Origin of the sequence: Streptomyces sp. NBC_00669 (assembly GCF_036226785.1) — a bacterium.
Classification (GTDB): domain Bacteria; phylum Actinomycetota; class Actinomycetes; order Streptomycetales; family Streptomycetaceae; genus Actinacidiphila.
In genome coordinates, this window is record NZ_CP109018.1 from 4930418 (window position 1) to 4946659 (window position 16242).

15 protein-coding genes are annotated in these 16242 nt (G+C 73.8%); 10 read left to right on the forward strand and 5 right to left on the reverse strand.

Going from position 1 to position 16242, the window contains the following annotated elements:
• Window positions 1–139: 139 nt before the first annotated feature.
• Window positions 140–2257, forward strand: a complete 2118-nt coding sequence (locus tag OG896_RS20615) for an NHLP family bacteriocin export ABC transporter peptidase/permease/ATPase subunit (protein WP_329374162.1) — start codon at window positions 140–142, stop codon at window positions 2255–2257.
• Window position 2258: 1 nt separating this feature from the next.
• Window positions 2259–5321 (forward strand): NHLP bacteriocin export ABC transporter permease/ATPase subunit, encoded by a 3063-nt coding sequence (locus OG896_RS20620; protein WP_329367485.1) that lies wholly within the window; start codon window positions 2259–2261, stop codon window positions 5319–5321.
• Between the two features lie 78 nt (window positions 5322–5399).
• On the opposite strand, the gene OG896_RS20625 is transcribed toward OG896_RS20620, so the two are convergent.
• A complete protein-coding gene (locus tag OG896_RS20625) occupies window positions 5400–5699 on the reverse strand; it encodes a putative quinol monooxygenase (protein ID WP_329367486.1) in 300 nt (99 codons plus the stop codon).
• Between the two features lie 113 nt (window positions 5700–5812).
• On the opposite strand from OG896_RS20625, the gene OG896_RS20630 reads away from it, so the two are divergent.
• Entirely contained in the window at window positions 5813–6772 is a 960-nt protein-coding gene (locus tag OG896_RS20630; RefSeq protein ID WP_329367488.1) for a GlxA family transcriptional regulator, read from the forward strand.
• A 310-nt stretch (window positions 6773–7082) separates the two neighbouring features.
• On the opposite strand, the gene OG896_RS20635 is transcribed toward OG896_RS20630, so the two are convergent.
• Window positions 7083–7538, reverse strand: coding sequence for a DUF5990 family protein (locus OG896_RS20635; RefSeq protein ID WP_329367490.1), 456 nt, complete (start codon window positions 7536–7538; stop codon window positions 7083–7085).
• A 113-nt stretch (window positions 7539–7651) separates the two neighbouring features.
• Between OG896_RS20635 and OG896_RS20640 the strand changes: the two genes are divergently transcribed.
• Both OG896_RS20640 and OG896_RS20645 read left to right on the forward strand, forming a co-directional pair.
• A complete protein-coding gene (locus tag OG896_RS20640; RefSeq protein WP_329374164.1) occupies window positions 7652–8248 on the forward strand; it encodes an AAA family ATPase in 597 nt (198 codons plus the stop codon).
• Between the two features lie 217 nt (window positions 8249–8465).
• A complete protein-coding gene (locus OG896_RS20645; RefSeq protein ID WP_328466053.1) occupies window positions 8466–8999 on the forward strand; it encodes a DUF2231 domain-containing protein in 534 nt (177 codons plus the stop codon).
• A gap of 114 nt (window positions 9000–9113) precedes the next feature.
• On the opposite strand, the gene OG896_RS20650 is transcribed toward OG896_RS20645, so the two are convergent.
• Entirely contained in the window at window positions 9114–10586 is a 1473-nt protein-coding gene (locus OG896_RS20650; RefSeq protein WP_329367492.1) for a sensor histidine kinase, read from the reverse strand.
• Window positions 10583–11326: a response regulator transcription factor gene (locus tag OG896_RS20655; protein WP_328466049.1), complete on the reverse strand. Its 744-nt coding sequence runs from the start codon at window positions 11324–11326 to the stop codon at window positions 10583–10585. The genes OG896_RS20650 and OG896_RS20655 overlap by 4 nt, the downstream gene beginning before the upstream one ends.
• Before the next feature lie 171 nt (window positions 11327–11497).
• On the opposite strand from OG896_RS20655, the gene OG896_RS20660 reads away from it, so the two are divergent.
• From OG896_RS20660 to OG896_RS20670, 3 genes are read left to right on the forward strand one after another with little or no spacing between them, the layout of a single operon-like run.
• A complete protein-coding gene (locus OG896_RS20660) occupies window positions 11498–12865 on the forward strand; it encodes a ferredoxin reductase family protein (protein WP_329367494.1) in 1368 nt (455 codons plus the stop codon).
• A 7-nt stretch (window positions 12866–12872) separates the two neighbouring features.
• A complete protein-coding gene (locus OG896_RS20665) occupies window positions 12873–13379 on the forward strand; it encodes an FMN-binding protein (protein WP_329367496.1) in 507 nt (168 codons plus the stop codon).
• A 2-nt stretch (window positions 13380–13381) separates the two neighbouring features.
• A complete protein-coding gene (locus OG896_RS20670; RefSeq protein WP_329367497.1) occupies window positions 13382–14125 on the forward strand; it encodes an FAD:protein FMN transferase in 744 nt (247 codons plus the stop codon).
• Window positions 14126–14277: 152 nt separating this feature from the next.
• Here the strand turns inward: OG896_RS20670 and OG896_RS20675 are convergent, their stop codons facing one another.
• Window positions 14278–14703 (reverse strand): arsenate reductase ArsC, encoded by a 426-nt coding sequence (locus OG896_RS20675; protein ID WP_329367499.1) that lies wholly within the window; start codon window positions 14701–14703, stop codon window positions 14278–14280.
• Window positions 14704–14808: 105 nt separating this feature from the next.
• Here OG896_RS20675 and OG896_RS20680 point away from each other — a divergent pair, with 105 nt between their 5' ends.
• Together OG896_RS20680 and arsB are read left to right on the forward strand one after the other, a co-directional pair.
• Window positions 14809–15117 (forward strand): ArsR/SmtB family transcription factor, encoded by a 309-nt coding sequence (locus OG896_RS20680; protein ID WP_329367501.1) that lies wholly within the window; start codon window positions 14809–14811, stop codon window positions 15115–15117.
• Window positions 15114–16238: an ACR3 family arsenite efflux transporter gene (gene arsB, locus OG896_RS20685; protein ID WP_402444351.1), complete on the forward strand. Its 1125-nt coding sequence runs from the start codon at window positions 15114–15116 to the stop codon at window positions 16236–16238. The genes OG896_RS20680 and arsB overlap by 4 nt, the downstream gene beginning before the upstream one ends.
• The last annotated feature ends 4 nt before the right edge of the window (window positions 16239–16242 follow it).

Sequence of the window (16242 nt, forward strand, 5' to 3'; positions counted from 1 at the left end):
CCGCCGCACCGACCGCACCGACCGCGCCGACCGCGCCGCCGGGCGCCGTGCCCCCGAACGCCGCGCCGCCGACCGGCGGAAGCCCAAGGAGCGCCGGCCGAAGCGGCAGAAGACCGTCCGCACCCCCAGCGTGTTGCAGATGGAGGCCGTGGAGTGCGGCGCCGCCGCGCTCGCCATGGTGCTCGGCCACTACGGCCGCCATGTCCCCCTGGAGGAACTGCGGATCGCCTGCGGCGTCTCACGCGACGGCTCGCGGGCGAGCAACGTGCTGAAAGCCGCCCGCGGTTACCGCCTGGAAGCCAAGGGCATGCAGATGGAGTCGGCGGCGCTGGCGCAGGTCCGGACACCGGCCGTGCTGTTCTGGGAGTTCAACCACTTCGTCGTGTACGAGGGGACGGTGCGGCGCTTCGGCCGCCGTGGCGTGCGCCTCAACGACCCGGCCCGGGGACGCAGGTTCGTTCCCGACGAGGAGTTCGACGCGGGCTTCACCGGCGTCGTGCTGACCTTCGAGCCCGGCGTCAGGTTCCGTCCCGGCGGCCGCAGACCGGGAATCGCCGGCGCGCTGCCGGCCCGGCTGCGCGGCACCCGGGGCACCACGCTCGCCGCGCTGGCCGCCAGCTTCCTGCTGGTCGCCGTGGGGGTGGCGGTTCCCGCGCTGAGCCGCGCGTACATCGACACGTTCCTGTTCGGCGGCCGGACGTCGCTGCTCCCGGTGGTCTTCTCGTCGATGGCCGCGCTGGTCGTGCTGACCGCCGTGCTCACCGGCGTGCAGCAGGCCAACCTGCTGCGCGGGCGCGTCATCTCCTCCACGCTCGGCAGCGCCCGGTTCCTGCGCCACCTGCTCAGGCTGCCCGTCACGTTCTTCGCCCAGCGCAGCCCCGCCGACCTGGTGCAGCGCCTGCAGTCCAACGACTCGGTGGCCGAGACCCTGGCCCGGGACCTCGCCTCGGCCGGCGTGGACGCGGTGGTGGTGCTCCTCTACGCGGTCCTGCTGTGGACGTACGACCCCCAACTGACCCTGATCGGGGTGACGCTGGCCCTTCTGAACATCGTCGCGCTGCGCCTGGTGGCACGGATCAGAAGCACCCGGGTGCACAAACTCCGCGCCGACCAGGCCCGGTTGACCAACACCGCTTACAGCGGACTGCAGTTGATCGAGACGATGAAGGCCACCGGCGGCGAGAACGGGTTCTTCCGCCGCTGGGCCGGCCAGCACGCCACGACGCTCGACGGCCAGCAGCGGCTGGGCGTGCCGAGCGCGGCGCTCGCCGTTGTCGCGCCCACCCTCGCCGCGCTCAACAGCGCGCTGATCCTGCTGGTCGGCGGGGTCCGGGCGGTGGAGGGCCAGATCTCCATCGGGCTGCTCGTCGCCTTCCAGACCCTGGTCACCAGCTTCACCGCGCCGGTCAGCCGGCTCAGCGCGGTGGCCGGCCGGGTGCAGGACTTCACCGCCGACGTGACCCGGCTCAAGGACGTCGAGCGCTTCCCGGCCGACCCGCTCTTCGCCCGCGACCGGCCGGCCGCGAGCACCCGCAGGCTCAGCGGCCACGTGACCCTTGAGGGAATCACCTTCGGCTACAGCCCGCTCGACGAGCCGCTGCTCACCGACTTCTCGCTGTCGGTCGGCCCCGGCCGGCAGGTCGCGCTCGTCGGCGGGTCGGGCAGCGGCAAGTCCACGGTGTCCCGGCTGATCTCGGGCCTGTACCAGCCGTGGGAGGGCGAGATCCGGATCGACGGGCAACTGCTCTCCGACCTCTCGCGCGGCTCGCTGTCCGCGTCGGTGTCCTTCGTCGACCAGGACGTCTTCCTCTTCGAGGGCACCGTCCGCGACAACGTCGCGCTGTGGGACCCGTCGATCCCCGACGAGGCCGTCGTCTCCGCGCTCCAGGACGCGGCCGTGTACGACGCGGTCGCCCGGCGCCCCGGCGGCATCCACGCCCGGGTGGAGCAGGACGGCCGCAACTTCTCCGGCGGCCAGCGGCAGCGCCTGGAGATCGCCCGGGCGCTGGTCCGCGGACCCAGCGTGCTGGTCCTCGACGAGGTGACCAGCGCCCTGGACGCGGAGACCGAGCAGGTGATCATCGACAACCTGCGGCGGCGCGGCTGCGCCTGCGTCGTGATCGCGCACCGGCTCAGCACGGTCCGCGACAGCGACGAGATCGTCGTCCTGGACCGTGGCCGGGTCGTGGAGCGGGGCCGCCACGAGGACCTGGTCGCCGCCGGCGGGCCGTACGCCGACCTGGTCAGGGAGCGCTGAGGTGACCTCCGTGCACCCGCCGCTGACCGGCGGCGCGGGTCCCGTTGACCCGGTACTGGACGCCATGGGCGGGCTGGGCCGGCCGGTCCCCCCGGCCGGCCGGCGCAGCCTGTCGCTGGAGGGCCCGCACGTGCTGTGGCTGGTCGCGCGCGGGGCGATGGACCTGTTCGCGGTCGACGCGGCGCGGCAGGGCCGCTGGCACTTCCTCGGCCGGCTGCGCACCGGGACCCTGCTGCTCGGCCCGGCCGACGGCCCACAACACACCCTCGTGGCACGGCCGTTGGAGGACTGCGTCCTGCACCGCATCTCGCTGCGCGAACTGTTCGGCACCGGCTACGGCGATCAGCCCGCGCAGGGCGGCGGTTACGGCGACGGTTCGGCATACGGTTCGGCGTACGGCGACGGTTCGGCGTACGGCGACGGGTGGGCCGAGAGCAGCCAGGCGTGGGGCGGCGGCCCGCTGGAGAACGCGTTCGCCCGCGGCATCGGGCGCGGCCTGAGCGTCCTGTTCGACGCACCCGTGGAAGGCCGCCCGGCCCCGGGCGGCGCACCTGGCGCGGGCCGGCCCGGTGACCGGGCCGAGGAGAGCGGCTCGCCCGACGACGGCATCCTGTGGATGCCGGTGGCCCCGGGCAGCGTCCAGTACGCCTACGGGGACGGGTACGGGCAGGGGCACGCCGACGCCTACGGGACCGCGAACGGCGTACCGTACCAAGGCGGTTACGGCGGGAAGCCGGGCGGGGACCTGCTCGTCGACGGCGGGATGTGGCGGCGGATGGTCGAGCAGCAGACCCGGTTGCTGTTCGCCCTCGACCGCTGGATCGAGCAGTCGGAGCAGGCGCACGAGGACCGGGCGGCGGCCGGGATCAAGGCCGGCGAGGAGGTGCGCGAGCAGGCGGACCACACCCTGCTCGCGTCGATCGGCAAGCCCGGTGCCGGCAGGTCGGGACCCGGCCGGGCGGCCGGAAGCCGCGGACCCGCGGGCGACGACGGCACCCTCGCCGCCTGCCGCCTGGTCGCCGACGCGGCCGGGATCGACCTCGGGGCGGCCGTGGACGGCGGCCCGGGACCGGAGGGCGCGGACGCCGCCGACCGGATGAGCGCGGTCGAGCGGATCGCGGTGCGCGCCCGGCTGCGCACCCGTCCCGTACAGCTCAACGGCCGCTGGTGGCGGGAGAACTCCGGTCCCCTGGTGGGACATCGGGCCGCAAGCGGCGCCCCGGTCGCCCTGCTGTGGCGGCGCGGCGGCTACGAGGCGGTGACCCCGGCCACCGGGCGCCGCGCGAGGATCGGCAGCGCCAACGCGGCGGAATTCGCCCCCCGGGCCGTCATGTTCTACCGGCCGTTGCCCGAAGAGCCGCTGTCCGCACGCCGGTTGCTCGGCTTCTGCCTGCGCGGCACCGGCGCGGACCTGCGCGCCCTGCTGCTGGGCGGGCTGGTCGCGGTCGGCCTCGGCGCGCTGGTGCCGATCGCGACCGGCCGGGTGCTCGGCGAGTACGTCCCGAACGCCGAGAACAGCCTGATCGTCCAGACCGCGCTGGCGATCGTGGCCACCACCGTGGTCTCCACCGCGTTCATGCTGATGCAGAACACCGCCATCCTGCGGGTCGAGGGCCGGGTCGAGGCCACCCTCCAACCCGCCGTCTGGGACCGGTTGCTGAGGCTGCCGACCCGGTTCTTCGCCGAACGCTCCACCGGGGAACTGGCGAGCGCGGCCATGGGCATCAGCGCGATCCGCCGGGTGCTGTCGGGCATCAGCTCCGTGATCGTGCAGGCCGGCACGGTCGGTGCGGTCAACCTCGTCCTGCTGCTGTGGTACAGCGTGCCGCTGACGCTGGTGGCCGTCGCCCTACTGCTCGTGGTCGGCGCGGTGTTCCTCGGCCTGGGGCTGGCCCAACTGCGCTGGCAGCGCAAGCTGGTCGTGCTCACCAACAAGCTCAACAACCTGGCCTTCCAGACGCTGCGCGGCCTGCCGAAACTGCGGGTCTCGGCGGCGGAGAGCTTCGCCTACGGCGCCTGGGCAGGGGAGTTCGCCCACAGCCGGGAGCTGCAACAGCGGGTCGGCCGGACGAAGAACCTCATCACCGTCTTCAACTCGGTGTGCCTGCCGTTCTGCACGCTCACCATGTTCATGCTGCTCGCGGGCCCGGCCCGCGGTGCCCTGTCGGCCGGCGCCTTCCTCACCTTCAACACCGCGGTGACGATGATGCTGACCTCCGTGACGCAGCTGACCGGCGCACTGCTGTCCGCCGCCGCCGTGCTGCCGCTCTTCGAGCAGGTCAAGCCGATCCTCGAAGCGGCTCCCGAAGTACGCGGCGGCAGCACGCAGCCCGGCGCGCTGTCCGGCGCGATCGAGGCGCGGAACCTCACCTTCCGGTACGCCGACGACGCGCCGCTGGTCCTGGACGATGTGTCCTTCCGGGTCAGGCCGGGCGAGTTCACCGCGATCGTGGGGGCCAGCGGCTGCGGCAAGTCGACGCTGCTGCGGCTGCTCATCGGCTTCGACCGGCCGGTCTCCGGCGGCGTGCACTACGACGGGCAGGACCTCGCCGCCCTCGACCAGTCGGCGCTGCGCCGGCAGTGCGGGGTGGTCCTGCAGAACGCGCAGCCGTTCACCGGCTCGATCCTCGACTGCATCCGCGGCGCCGGGGCGTACACCCTCGAAGAGGCGTGGCAGGCTGCCCGACTCGCCGGGCTGGCCGAGGACATCAAGCGGATGCCGATGGGGATGCACACCGTGCTCTCGGACGGCGGCGGCGCCGTCTCGGGCGGGCAGCGGCAGCGGCTGATGATCGCCCAGGCGCTGATCCGCCGGCCCCGCATCCTCTTCTTCGACGAGGCCACCAGCGCGCTCGACAACGAGACCCAGGGCGTCGTGATGGAGAGCACCCGCGCGCTGCGGGCCACCCGGGTCGTGATCGCCCACCGGCTGTCCACGATCATGGACGCCGACCGGGTGATCGTGATGGCCGACGGCCGCGTGGCCCAGCAGGGACCGCCGGCCGAACTGCTCGCCGACACCGGCGGCCTGTTCCACCGGCTGGTCCGCCGCCAGCTGCACTGAGCGCGCGACCGCGTCCCGAGATCCGGGCGGCGCCGTGCCAGACGAACCGTCGGCACGTTGCGCGCCCCCGGCGGCGGTTCAGGGGAGCTTGACCGCCAGCAGGTCCGTCCGGTGGACCTCCGGGGCGGCCGCGAACATCCTCGGACCGATCTCCTTCAGGACGTCGGCGATCTTTCCGTCGAAGTGCGCGGCGCGGCCCTCCTCGTCGTCGAAGGTGTCGAAGATCCCGAACACGGTCGGGCCCTCCTTGAAGGCGAACCAGGTGACCGTGCCCTGCTCGGCGCGGGCCAGCTCCAGGGCGCCCCGGAGCGCGGCCTCCACCTCGGCGGCGCGGTCGGGCCTGGCCTCGATCCGGAGCCGGAATCCCACCTGCGACATGTGCTGCTCCCACCTCGTCGAATCCGGTCGGCGACCGCCGCCCACCACGACGCTAGGCGCCGCGCCCACGGGCCGGCAGTGGCGGACGCGGCACATTCGCTACCGTTTCCGTCATGCGCGTCGCCGTGCTCGTCCTCGACGGGGTCTTCGACTCGGGCCTGGCCGCCCTCCTCGACATCGTGCACTGCGCCAACACGCTGCGGACCCGGCTGCCCCAGCCGCCGCCCACCTGGCAGCTGACCACGGTCGGCTTCACCCGCACCGTACGCACGGGCGCGGGACACCGCGTCACCGCGGCGCCCGTCGCGCAGGCCGAGGAGTGCGACCTGCTGCTGATCCCCGGCGTGGCCGAGCGGCGCCCCGACGAGCTGGTGGCCCACCTGTCCGGCCCGCGTACGGCCCCCGCGCGGGAGCTGATCGCCCGGGCCCGTGCCCGGCGCACCCCGATCGCCACCGCCTGCGCCGGAAGCTTCCTCCTCGCCGAGGCGGGCGTCCTGGACGGCCTGCGCGCCACCACCACCTGGTGGCTCGCGCCGCTGTTCCGGCGCCGATACCCGCGGGTGACGCTCGACCAGCGGCAGATGGTGACCAGTTGCGACGGCATCACGACCGCCGGCGCGGCCTTCGGCCACATCGACCTGGGGCTGACCCTGATCCGCCGGCGCAGTCCCGCGCTCAGCGACCTGGTCGCCAACTACCTCGTCATCGACGAACGGCCCTCCCAGGCCGCCCACACCATGCCGGGCACCCTCGCCGCGTGCGACCCCACCGTCGCCGCGTTCGAGCACTGGGCCCGCGCCCACCTCGACCAGCCGCTCAGCGTCAAGGACGCCGCCGCCGCGATCGGAGTCAGCGAACGCACCCTGCAACGCACCACCCGGGCCGTCCTCGGCCTCTCACCCGTCCGCTTCGTCCAGGACCTCCGCGTCGAACAGGCCACCCACCTCCTCCGCACCACCGACCAGACGATCGAGACCATCGCCCGCCGCGTCGGCTACGAGAGTGCCAACACCCTCCGCGTGCTGCTCCGCGACCGCACCGGCAAATCCGCCACCCAGCACCGCCCCAGCTGACCCCACCTCCCCGCCCGCCACCCGCCAACAACCCGCCGCCTGAGAGGTTCCCCCGCCCAGCCGAAAGCGCCCTCGCCCGGGCCGCGACGGGCCCTCCGGCACGCAGCGGGCGGGCTCGGACGTCGCCAACCCGGCCTACCCCGCGCACGACATCCGTGCCCTGTGGTGATTGGCCGGTACCTGCGGGGGCGTTGATGCCCGCCCCTCGTCGGCGAGCACCAATGTGACGTGCAGCACCGCGGTGCGCCCCGGACCGGGTGTGCGGCATCCTCCCCCCGAACCGGCCCGGCGAACCGTCGGTGCGGCGCGGTCAGGGAGCCGACCACTCGATCAAGGGCGGCCCGACAGCGGCGCACAACGGGTTGCCCCGTACGTCGGTGAGCCCCAGCCTCCCGACCAGCGCGCCCCGCGCGACGGCCGCTTCGAGGACCTCGCGATCCACGCCGTTGAACAGCAGCTTCGCCCGCCGGAACATCGCGAAGCCGCGGTCCGCCTCGACCGTCCCCCAGGACAGGTAGACGAATCGGCCCCCGGGCCGGCCCTGCACATACGGCCCGCGCAGGTCCCATCCACCCGCGACCGCCGTGGCCGTGACCTCCAACTCCCACACCACCGACGGCGCGTCCCCCGGCACCAGGCCGAGCAGCTCACCCGGGTGCCCCCGGCGCTGCACGCCGACATGAACGTTCTGGTACCCCGACGGAGCATCCGGCGACGGCCCGCACTCCCGCCCGGGCAGTTCCCGCCCCTCGATCCGCACCAGCATCACCCCATCATCCGCCTCCCGACACCTCGCCGGCCGGGAAGACCGTGACGCGTCGTCCGTGCCGGGCTGTCCGTCGGCGTGCGACCCCCGCCGGTGAACTCGCGCACCTGGTGATGCTCGGGGGCTTCGCCCGGCCACGGGCGGCGTCGGTGCAGGCCGTTAGCGTGGCGTGGGTGAGGACGGGGAGCGTGGATACGGTTCTGGTCGTGGTGCGGGGCAACAGCGCGTCGGGGAAGTCGTCGGTCGCGGCGGGGCTGCGGGCGGGGTTCGGGCGGGGGCTGGCGATCGTCGGGCAGGACAACCTGCGGCGTACGGTGCTGCGGGAGTGGGACCGGCCGGGTGCGTCGAACGTCGGCCTGATCGGCGTGGTGGCGCGTTACGCGCTGGACCACGGCTTTCACGTGGTCGTGGAGGGCATCCTCTACGCCGAGCACTACGGCGCGATGCTGGCCGAGTTGATGTCCGACCACCGCGGCGCGACCCACGCGTACTACCTGGACGTGCCGTTCGAGGAGACGCTGCGCCGGCACGCGACGAAGCCGCAGGAGGGGGAGTACGGCGAGGCGGAGATGCGCGGCTGGTACCGCGCGGCCGACCTGCTGCCCGGCGGCGTCGAAACGGTCATCGGCGCGGAGAGCGCTCTGACGGCGAGCGTCGAACGGATTCTGCGCGAGACGGGCCTGGGCAGGTGGGCGGCCGGGGAACGGTGAGGGCGGCCGCCCCGACACCGGCTGCCGGATGTACGAGTCCGTCAACCACCCGGTCCTCGACGGGTCGCGTCACGCGTCGCGCTCGGTATCGCCTCTCGGTCCGTGGTTCAGAAGGAGCTGAGAAGTTGGCGTGGAAGGCTGCGATCTCCTTCCGAGCGACGTGGGCCGGCGACTGCCGCTGCTCGCCGCGCTCGTCACCTTCCGTGGAGAAACGCCCATGAGCCTGACGCACATAGACGGACTGCCGGCGCACATCCTGTTCGTGCACTTCGTGGTGGTGCTGGTGCCGTTGACGGCGCTGGCCGCGGTGGTGTGCGCGGTGCAGCCCAGGTACGCCCGGCGCTTGGGGCTGGTGCTTCCGCTGCTGGGGCTGGTGACGTTGGGGCTCGTGCCGGTCACCACGCACGCGGGTGAGTGGTTGCAGTCCCGGGTGGGCAACGACCCGCTCATCCGCAAGCACACGGAGTTGGGCGACGGTCTGCTGCCCTGGGCGATCGGTCTGTTCCTGGTGACGCTCGGGGTGTGGTGGCTGGGGCGGCGCCTTGCGCGGCCCGTGGAGGCGGCGGCGGACGGCCCCGCGGCCGGTGGCGCGCGGTGGAGGTCGCCGGCGTCGCTGCGTACGGTGGCCGCGGTGCTGGCCGTCGTCGTGTCCGCCGGTGCCGTCGTGGACGTCTACCGGATCGGGGAGTCCGGCGCGAAGGCGGCCTGGCACGACAACTACGACAAGTCCGCCGGTGGCCAGCACGGCTGACGGCATGTCAGGGCAGGCGTTGGCGCCGGACGACGGTGCCGCGCCACCGGGCTTCCCGGCATCACCCGGCACCTCGGCGTCACCGGCACCCCGGCGTCACCCGGCGCCCCGGCATCACCCGGCACCCGGGCGGCGCCCGGCACCCGGGCGGCGCCCGGGCAGAGTGACGGTGAACGAGGTCCGGCCCGGCCAGCTGCGTACCTCCGCGGTGCCCCCATGCGCGGTGGCGACCGCCTGCACGATCGCCAGGCCGAGACCGGCTCCGTGGCCCTGGGCCCCGGGGCGGGTGTGGTCGGCGCGGGCGAAGCGCTCGAAGACCGTGTCGAGGATGTCCGCGGGGATGCCGGGACCGTCGTCCTCGACCACGAGGCGGGTGCTCGCCCGGTCCTGGCGGAGCCGGACGGTGACGCGGGTGCCGGCGGGGGTGTGCTGGTGGGCGTTGGCCAGCAGGTTTCCGGTGATCTGCTGGAGCCGCAGCGGGTCCCCGGTGGTCGTGATCGGGGCCTCCGGCAGGTCGAGGACCCAGCGGTGGTCGGGCCCCGTGGCGCGCGCGTCGTCGACGGCGTCCAGGACGAGCCGGGTGAGGTCGACCGGGTCGCGGGCCAGTGGCCGGCCGGCGTCGAGGCGGGCGAGCAGCAGCAGGTCGTCGACCATGCCACCCATCCGGACCGACTCGGCGGTGATCCGTTCCAGCGCGCGCGCCACCCCGGGCGGGACGGGTTCCGGGTGGAGGCGGGCCAGTTCGGCGTGGCCGCGGATGGCGGCGACGGGGGTGCGCAGCTCGTGGCTGGCGTCGGCGGCGAACCGGCGCAGCCGCTCCTCGCTGGCGTGCCGCCTGCCCAGCGCGTTCTCGACATGGCCGAGCATCCGGTTGAGCGCGATGCCGACCTGCCCGACCTCGGTACGCGGGTCGGTGTCCGGTACCCGGTCGGGCAGGGCCACCTCGCCGCTGGCCAGCGGCAGCGCGGTCACCGAGGCCGCGGTGGCGGTGACCCGGCGCAGCGGCCGCAGGGACCAGCGCACCCAGAACGCCCCGGCCGCGCCCGCGACCAGCAGCGCGCCGCCGAAGACGGCGCCCTCCACCGCCACCAGGCGGGTCACCGCGTCCTCCACCCCGCTGAGCGGCAGGCCGGTCACCAGGACGTCCCCGTCGTCGCCGTCGACGGCCTTCACCAGGTAGTCGTCCAGGGCCGACAGCTCCAGCCGGTGGCTGCGGCCGTCGACCGGGACCGCGGCGATGGCCGCCTTGTCGCCTGCCGTCAGGGTCACGGACGTGTCGGCCCCGGACCGTACGATGCCGGCCGCGGTGACCTTTCCGTGCAGGAGCCGGGCGCCGAACGTACCGGGTGCCTGGCGGCGGGTGTCCACGTGCGCGTTGTCGGCGTCCGGCTCGCCCGGCCCGCGGTGTTCGAGGCTGGCCGGGAACGTCCCGCCGGCCTGGGTGAGCTGCTGGTCCAGCCGGTCGGTGAGGAAGGAGCGCAGCGTGAGGACGGCCGCGATCCCCACCGCGGCGCAGCTCACCGCGAGGAGCACCACCAGGCCGCAGATGAGCCGGGCCCGCAGCGTGCGCGGCAGCAGCCGCCTCACTGCGGCGCGGCTTTCAGCACGTAGCCCGCTCCCCGCACGGTGTGGATCATCGGCTCCCGGCCGGCGTCGATCTTCCGGCGCAGGTAGCTGATGTAGAGCTCCACCACGTGGGCCTGGCCACCGAAGTCGTACGACCACACCTGGTCGAGGATCTGCGGCTTGCTCAGCACCCGGCGCGGGTTGCGCATGAGGTACCGCAGGAGCTCGAACTCCGTCGGCGACAGGTCGATCGCCTCCCCGCCGCGGGTGACCTCCCGCGCGTCCTCGTCGATCGTGAGGTCGCCGACCACCAGCAGCGCCGCGTCGTCGCGCTCCCGGGTCATCCCGGCGCGGCGCAGCAGGCCGCGCAGCCGGGCGAGGACCTCCTCCAGGCTGAACGGCTTGGTGACGTAGTCGTCGCCGCCGGCGGTGATGCCCGCGATCCGGTCCTCGACGGAGTCCCGCGCGGTGAGGAAGAGCACGCACACGTCGGGACGGGCCGCCCGCAGGCCACGCAGCGCGGTCAGCCCGTTGCCGTCGGGCAGCATGATGTCGAGGACGACCGCGTCGGGCTGGAAGTCCCTGCCCTCGGCGAGGGCGGTCGCGAGGTCGCCCGCGGTACGCACCTGCCAGCCCTCGTAGCGCAGCACACCGGCCAGCACCTCGGTGAGGTCGGGCTCGTCGTCGACCACGAGCACCCGGACCGGTGAGCCGTCGGGCCTGGTGAGGGGCGCGGGCTGAACGCGCGGGGCGAATTCCATGGTCCGTCCAGCATCCCCCGGCGCGGCGGTGGCGTGGCGCACCACTTCCTCTGAATCGGCTCTGAACCTTCTCAATCCGCTGTGACTCCCGCCCCGGAACGCGGTCTCAGAGCTGGTTGAGAGGTTTCCCCCGCACAGTGGCCGTGCAGGGCGAAGGAAAGGACATTCCGTATGACCACCACCTACGGCCCGCGCCAGGCGCGGCACGCGGTGGCACCGCCAGGGCGGCGGCGCTCCCCGGCGGGACCGGTGCTCGCCCTCGGCTGGGCGGGCGCGGCCGCGGTCCTGGCGCTGTGGTGGCAGGACACCGGCGCCGTCGTCGGCACCGCGGACTGGCTGATCGGCGCGGGCCGGATCGCCGGACTGCTCTGCGGCTACACCTGCGTGCTGCTGGTCGGCCTGATGGCGCGGGTCCCCGTACTGGAACAGGGCGTGGGCAGCGACCGGGTGGCCCGCTGGCACGCCGCGCTGGGCCGCTACACGGTGTGCCTGCTGCTCGCGCACGTCACCTTGATCCTGTGGGGCTACGCGGTGCAGGCCCACACCGGCGTGGTCGGCGAGACCACGACGGTCGTCCTGACCTATCCCGACATGCTCAAGGGCACCATCGGCGGGGCGCTGCTGATCGCCGTCGGCGTGGTCTCCGCCCGGGCGGTACGCCGCAGGGTCCGCTACGAGACCTGGTACTACCTGCACCTGCTGACCTACTTGGCGGTCTTCCTCGCCTTCTGGCACCAGCTCGCCCTCGGCGCGGACTTCTCCTCCCACCCCCTGGCCCGCAGCTTCTGGTACGCGCTGTACGGGGCGGCCGCCGCGGCCGTGCTCTGGTACCGGGTCGCGGCGCCGCTGCGGCTGAACCTGCGGCACCGGCTCCGGGTGGCGCAGGTGGTCCAGGAGACGCCGGAGGTGGTGTCGGTGATCGTGCGCGGCGAGCGGCTGCCGCGACTGGCCGCCCGGCCGGGGCAGTTCCTGCGCTGGCGCTTCCTGGCCCCCGGGTTGTGGTGGACCGCCAGCCCCTACTCGCTGTCCACGGCGCCGCGGCCGGACCTGCTGCGTATCACCGTCAAGGCGGTGGGCGACCACAGCGCGGCACTCGCCCGGCTGCGGCCCGGCACCCGGATCTGGGCCGAAGGGCCGTACGGCGCGCTGACCGCGGACCGCAGGACCCGGCAGAAGGTGCTGCTGCTCGCCGGCGGGGTCGGGGTGACGCCGCTGCGGGCCCTGTTCGAGTCGCTGCCCGCGCGGCCCGGCGACCTGACCCTGATCTACCGGGCCCGCACGGCCGGGGACCTGGCGCTGCGCGGCGAGCTGGAGGCGATAGCCCGTTCCCGCGGTGCCCGCCTGCACTACCTGCTCAACGAAGCCGACGGCCGCAGCCCGCGGCTGACCGCCGACTTCCTGGGCGCCGCCGTCCCCGACGTCGCCGAGCACGACGTGTACCTGTGCGGACCGCCCGGCATGGCCCGCGCGTCGTACGAGGCGCTGCGCACCGCCGGGGTACCGGCCCGCCACATCCACCACGAGTCGTTCGAACTGTGAGGCGCCCGTGAACAGCCTCGCCGGCCGCCCGTCGCGGCGGGTCCTGCTCAGCACGCTGGTGACCGTCAGCGGTGTGCTGCTCCTGCTCGGTCTCAAGCCGCACACGACAGCGGGGGCGGCCGCTTCGGCCGGAGCACCCGGTGCGGCCGGTGCGGGCGGGGCGGCCACCCCACCCGCCGTCCCCGCCCCGTCCGCCTCCGCGACCGCGCCCTCCGCGGGCTCGGGCGGCACGACGGGGACCCGCACCGTGCAGGGCGACACGATCCAGACCCGTTACGGGCCCGTACAGCTCCGGGTCACCCTGAACGCCGGCAGGATCACCGCCGTGTCCGCCGTCCAGGTGCCGGACAGCGGGCCCCGGGACCAGGAGATCACCGGCTTCGCCGTACCCCAGCTCACGCAGGAGGCGATCGCCGCGCAGAGCGCGCACATCGACACCGTCTCGGGGGCGACCTACACCAGCGAGGGCTACATCCAGTCCCTGCAAAGCGCCCTGGACAAGGCGGGGAGCTGACGATGGCGGACGACGGCGCCCGGCTGCGCAGGGTCGAGCACACCATGGGCACGGTCTTCTCCTTCGACGTCCGCGGCGCGGGACCGCGCGCCGCCGCGGCCCTCGAAGCCGCGGTGGCGTGGCTGCACCACGTGGACGAGACGTTCTCGACGTACCGGCCCGCGAGCCAGATCAGCCGGCTGGCGGCCGGGACGCTGGCGCTGTCGGCCTGTTCACCCGAGGTGTGGGAAGTGCTCCGGCTCTGCGAGGCCGCCGAACGCCGCAGCGACGGCTGGTTCAGCGCGCGGTACGCGGGCGACTTCGACCCCACCGGACTGGTCAAGGGATGGGCGGTGGAACGGGCCGCCGCGATGGTCTCCTCCGCCGGCGCCGACGCGGTGTGCGTCAACGGCGGCGGGGACGTGCAGGTGCACGGCGGCCCCTGGCGGATCGGGGTGAGCGACCCGCTGCGGAGGGGCGCACTGGCCACCGTCGTGCACGCCGACGGCGAACTCGCCGTCGCCACCTCCGGCCCCGCCGAACGTGGCTGCCACATCGTCGACCCGGCGACCGGCCGCCCGCCGGCCGCCGCGCTCGCCTCGCTGACCGTGGTCTGCCGCGGCCTGACCGACGCCGACACGTACGCCACCGCCGGCTACGCCATGGGCGAGAGCGCCCGCGCCTGGCTGGGGTCCCTGCCCGACACCCGGTCCTTCGCGGTCACCGCGGACGGCAGCACGTGGAGCACCGGCGGGTCCGGCGACTGATCCCCCACCCGCGCTTCCCGTTCCTCCACCCGCGCTTCACCGCCCCCCACCCGCGCATTCCGCCGGCAGCCCGCCGCAACGCCGCCGGCAGCCCGCCGCACCGCCGACGGGAAGGCGCCGCAGGCCGTCCCGCTTCGGCGGTCAGCCGGTGATCATGCGGCCGCTTCCGGGGCGATCTCCTCGATCAACCCCTCGACCAGGGTCCTGATCTCGTCGCGGATCGGACGGACGGCCTCGACGCCCTGCCCGGCCGGGTCCGCCAGCTTCCAGTCGAGGTAGCGCTTGCCGGGGAAGACCGGGCAGGTGTCGCCGCAGCCCATGGTGACGCACACGTCCGACTCCCGTACCGCGTCGCTGGTGAGGATCTTGGGGGTCGCGCCGGAGATGTCGATGCCGACTTCCTTCATGGCCTCGACGGCGGCGGGGTTGACCGCGTCGCCGGGCGCGGAGCCGGCGGAGCGGACCTCGACGCGGTCGCCGGCCAGGTGGGCCAGCCAGGCGGCGGCCATCTGGGAGCGGCCGGCGTTGTGGACGCAGACGAACAGCACGGACGGCTTGGGGCCGGGCGTCTCGGTCATGGAAGGCTCTTTCGTCTCGTGGGCGGCACCGCTGCACCGCTGCACCGCTGCAACGACATCAGCGACCGCTGGTATCAGCGAGCAATGATGTGAAAGTATCAGTGCATGCTGACTTCAGTCGATGCTGATGTGATCCGGGTGCTGGGTGATCCGCTCCGCCTGCGGATCGTGACCCTCCTGGCGCGCGAGACGCTGTGCACGACGCACCTGGTCGAGGAGACCGGGGCCAAACAGACCAACCTGTCCAACCACATGAAGGTGCTGCGCGAGGCCGGTCTGGTGGAGACGGAGCCCTGCGGCCGGTTCACCTACTACAAGCTCAAGCCCGAGGTCCTGGCCGGACTGTCGGAGCAGTTCGCGCGGCTCGCCGCGTCCGCCGTCGCCGCCGGGCAGAACAAGAGGTCCTGCCCGTGACCACCGCGGAACCCGCCACGCCCGCCGCCGACGGCGGTGCTCCGGTGGCCGCCGGGACCGGCTCCGTGGTGAGGAGACTCTCCGCCCTGGACCGCTACCTGGCGGTGTGGATCGTGATCGCCATGGCCGTCGGCATCGGCTTGGGCCGGGCGATCCCCGGCCTGAACAGTGCCCTGGCCAAGGTGGAGATCGGCGGGGTGTCCCTGCCGATCGCGATCGGGCTGCTGGTCATGATGTACCCGGTGCTGGCGAAGGTCCGCTACGACCGCCTCGACCGGGTCACCGGCGACCGCAAGCTCATGGCGTCCTCCCTGGTCGTCAACTGGATCGTCGGACCCGCGGTGATGTTCGCCCTCGCGTGGTCGTGCCTGCCGGACCTGCCCGCCTACCGCACCGGCCTGATCATCGTCGGCCTGGCCCGCTGCATCGCCATGGTCGTCATCTGGAACGACCTCGCCTGCGGCGACCGCGAAGCCGCCGCCGTGCTGGTCGCGCTCAACTCCGTCTTCCAGGTCGTCGCCTTCAGCCTGCTGGGCTGGCTCTACCTCGACGCGCTGCCCCGGTGGCTCGGCCTGGGCGACGGCCAGGGCCTGGACGTACCGGTGTGGAAGATCGCGGTCAACGTCGCGGTCTTCCTCGGGGTGCCGCTGCTGGCCGGGTTCCTCACCCGCCGCGTCGGCGAGCGGAGGATGGGCCGCGACGCCTACGAGGCCGGGTTCCTGCCGAGGATCGGGCCGTGGGCGCTGTACGGGCTGCTGTTCACGATCGTCATCCTCTTCGCCCTCCAGGGCAGGACGATCACCCGCGAGCCCGGCGACGTGGCCCGCATCGCGCTGCCGCTGCTCGCCTACTTCGCCGTCATGTTCTTCGGCACGTTCGCGCTCGGCAAGAGCCTCGGGCTGCCCTACGACCGCACCGCCACGCTGGCGTTCACCGCGGCCGGCAACAACTTCGAACTGGCCATCGCGGTCGCCATCGCGACCTTCGGCGTCACCTCCGGCCAGGCCCTGTCCGGCGTCGTCGGCCCGCTCATCGAGGTCCCGGTCCTCATCGGACTGGTCCATGTCGCTCTCGCCCGGCGGGAGAAGTTCGGAGCCGGGGAGACGGCGACCGCGCCGTGACCCG

Excerpts from the sequence above, each read along its gene's own strand:
- OG896_RS20615 (WP_329374162.1), top strand. The coding sequence starts at position 140 with ATGGAGGCCGTGGAGTGCGGCGCCGCCGCGCTCGCCATGGTGCTCGGC.
- OG896_RS20625 (WP_329367486.1), bottom strand. The coding sequence starts at position 5,699 with ATGTCGCAGGTGGGATTCCGGCTCCGGATCGAGGCCAGGCCCGACCGC.
- OG896_RS20630 (WP_329367488.1), top strand. The coding sequence starts at position 5,813 with ATGCGCGTCGCCGTGCTCGTCCTCGACGGGGTCTTCGACTCGGGCCTG.
- OG896_RS20635 (WP_329367490.1), bottom strand. The coding sequence starts at position 7,538 with ATGCTGGTGCGGATCGAGGGGCGGGAACTGCCCGGGCGGGAGTGCGGG.
- OG896_RS20640 (WP_329374164.1), top strand. The coding sequence starts at position 7,652 with ATGCTCGGGGGCTTCGCCCGGCCACGGGCGGCGTCGGTGCAGGCCGTT.
- OG896_RS20645 (WP_328466053.1), top strand. The coding sequence starts at position 8,466 with ATGAGCCTGACGCACATAGACGGACTGCCGGCGCACATCCTGTTCGTG.
- OG896_RS20655 (WP_328466049.1), bottom strand. The coding sequence starts at position 11,326 with ATGGAATTCGCCCCGCGCGTTCAGCCCGCGCCCCTCACCAGGCCCGAC.
- OG896_RS20660 (WP_329367494.1), top strand. The coding sequence starts at position 11,498 with ATGACCACCACCTACGGCCCGCGCCAGGCGCGGCACGCGGTGGCACCG.
- OG896_RS20670 (WP_329367497.1), top strand. The coding sequence starts at position 13,382 with ATGGCGGACGACGGCGCCCGGCTGCGCAGGGTCGAGCACACCATGGGC.
- OG896_RS20675 (WP_329367499.1), bottom strand. The coding sequence starts at position 14,703 with ATGACCGAGACGCCCGGCCCCAAGCCGTCCGTGCTGTTCGTCTGCGTC.
- OG896_RS20680 (WP_329367501.1), top strand. The coding sequence starts at position 14,809 with ATGCTGACTTCAGTCGATGCTGATGTGATCCGGGTGCTGGGTGATCCG.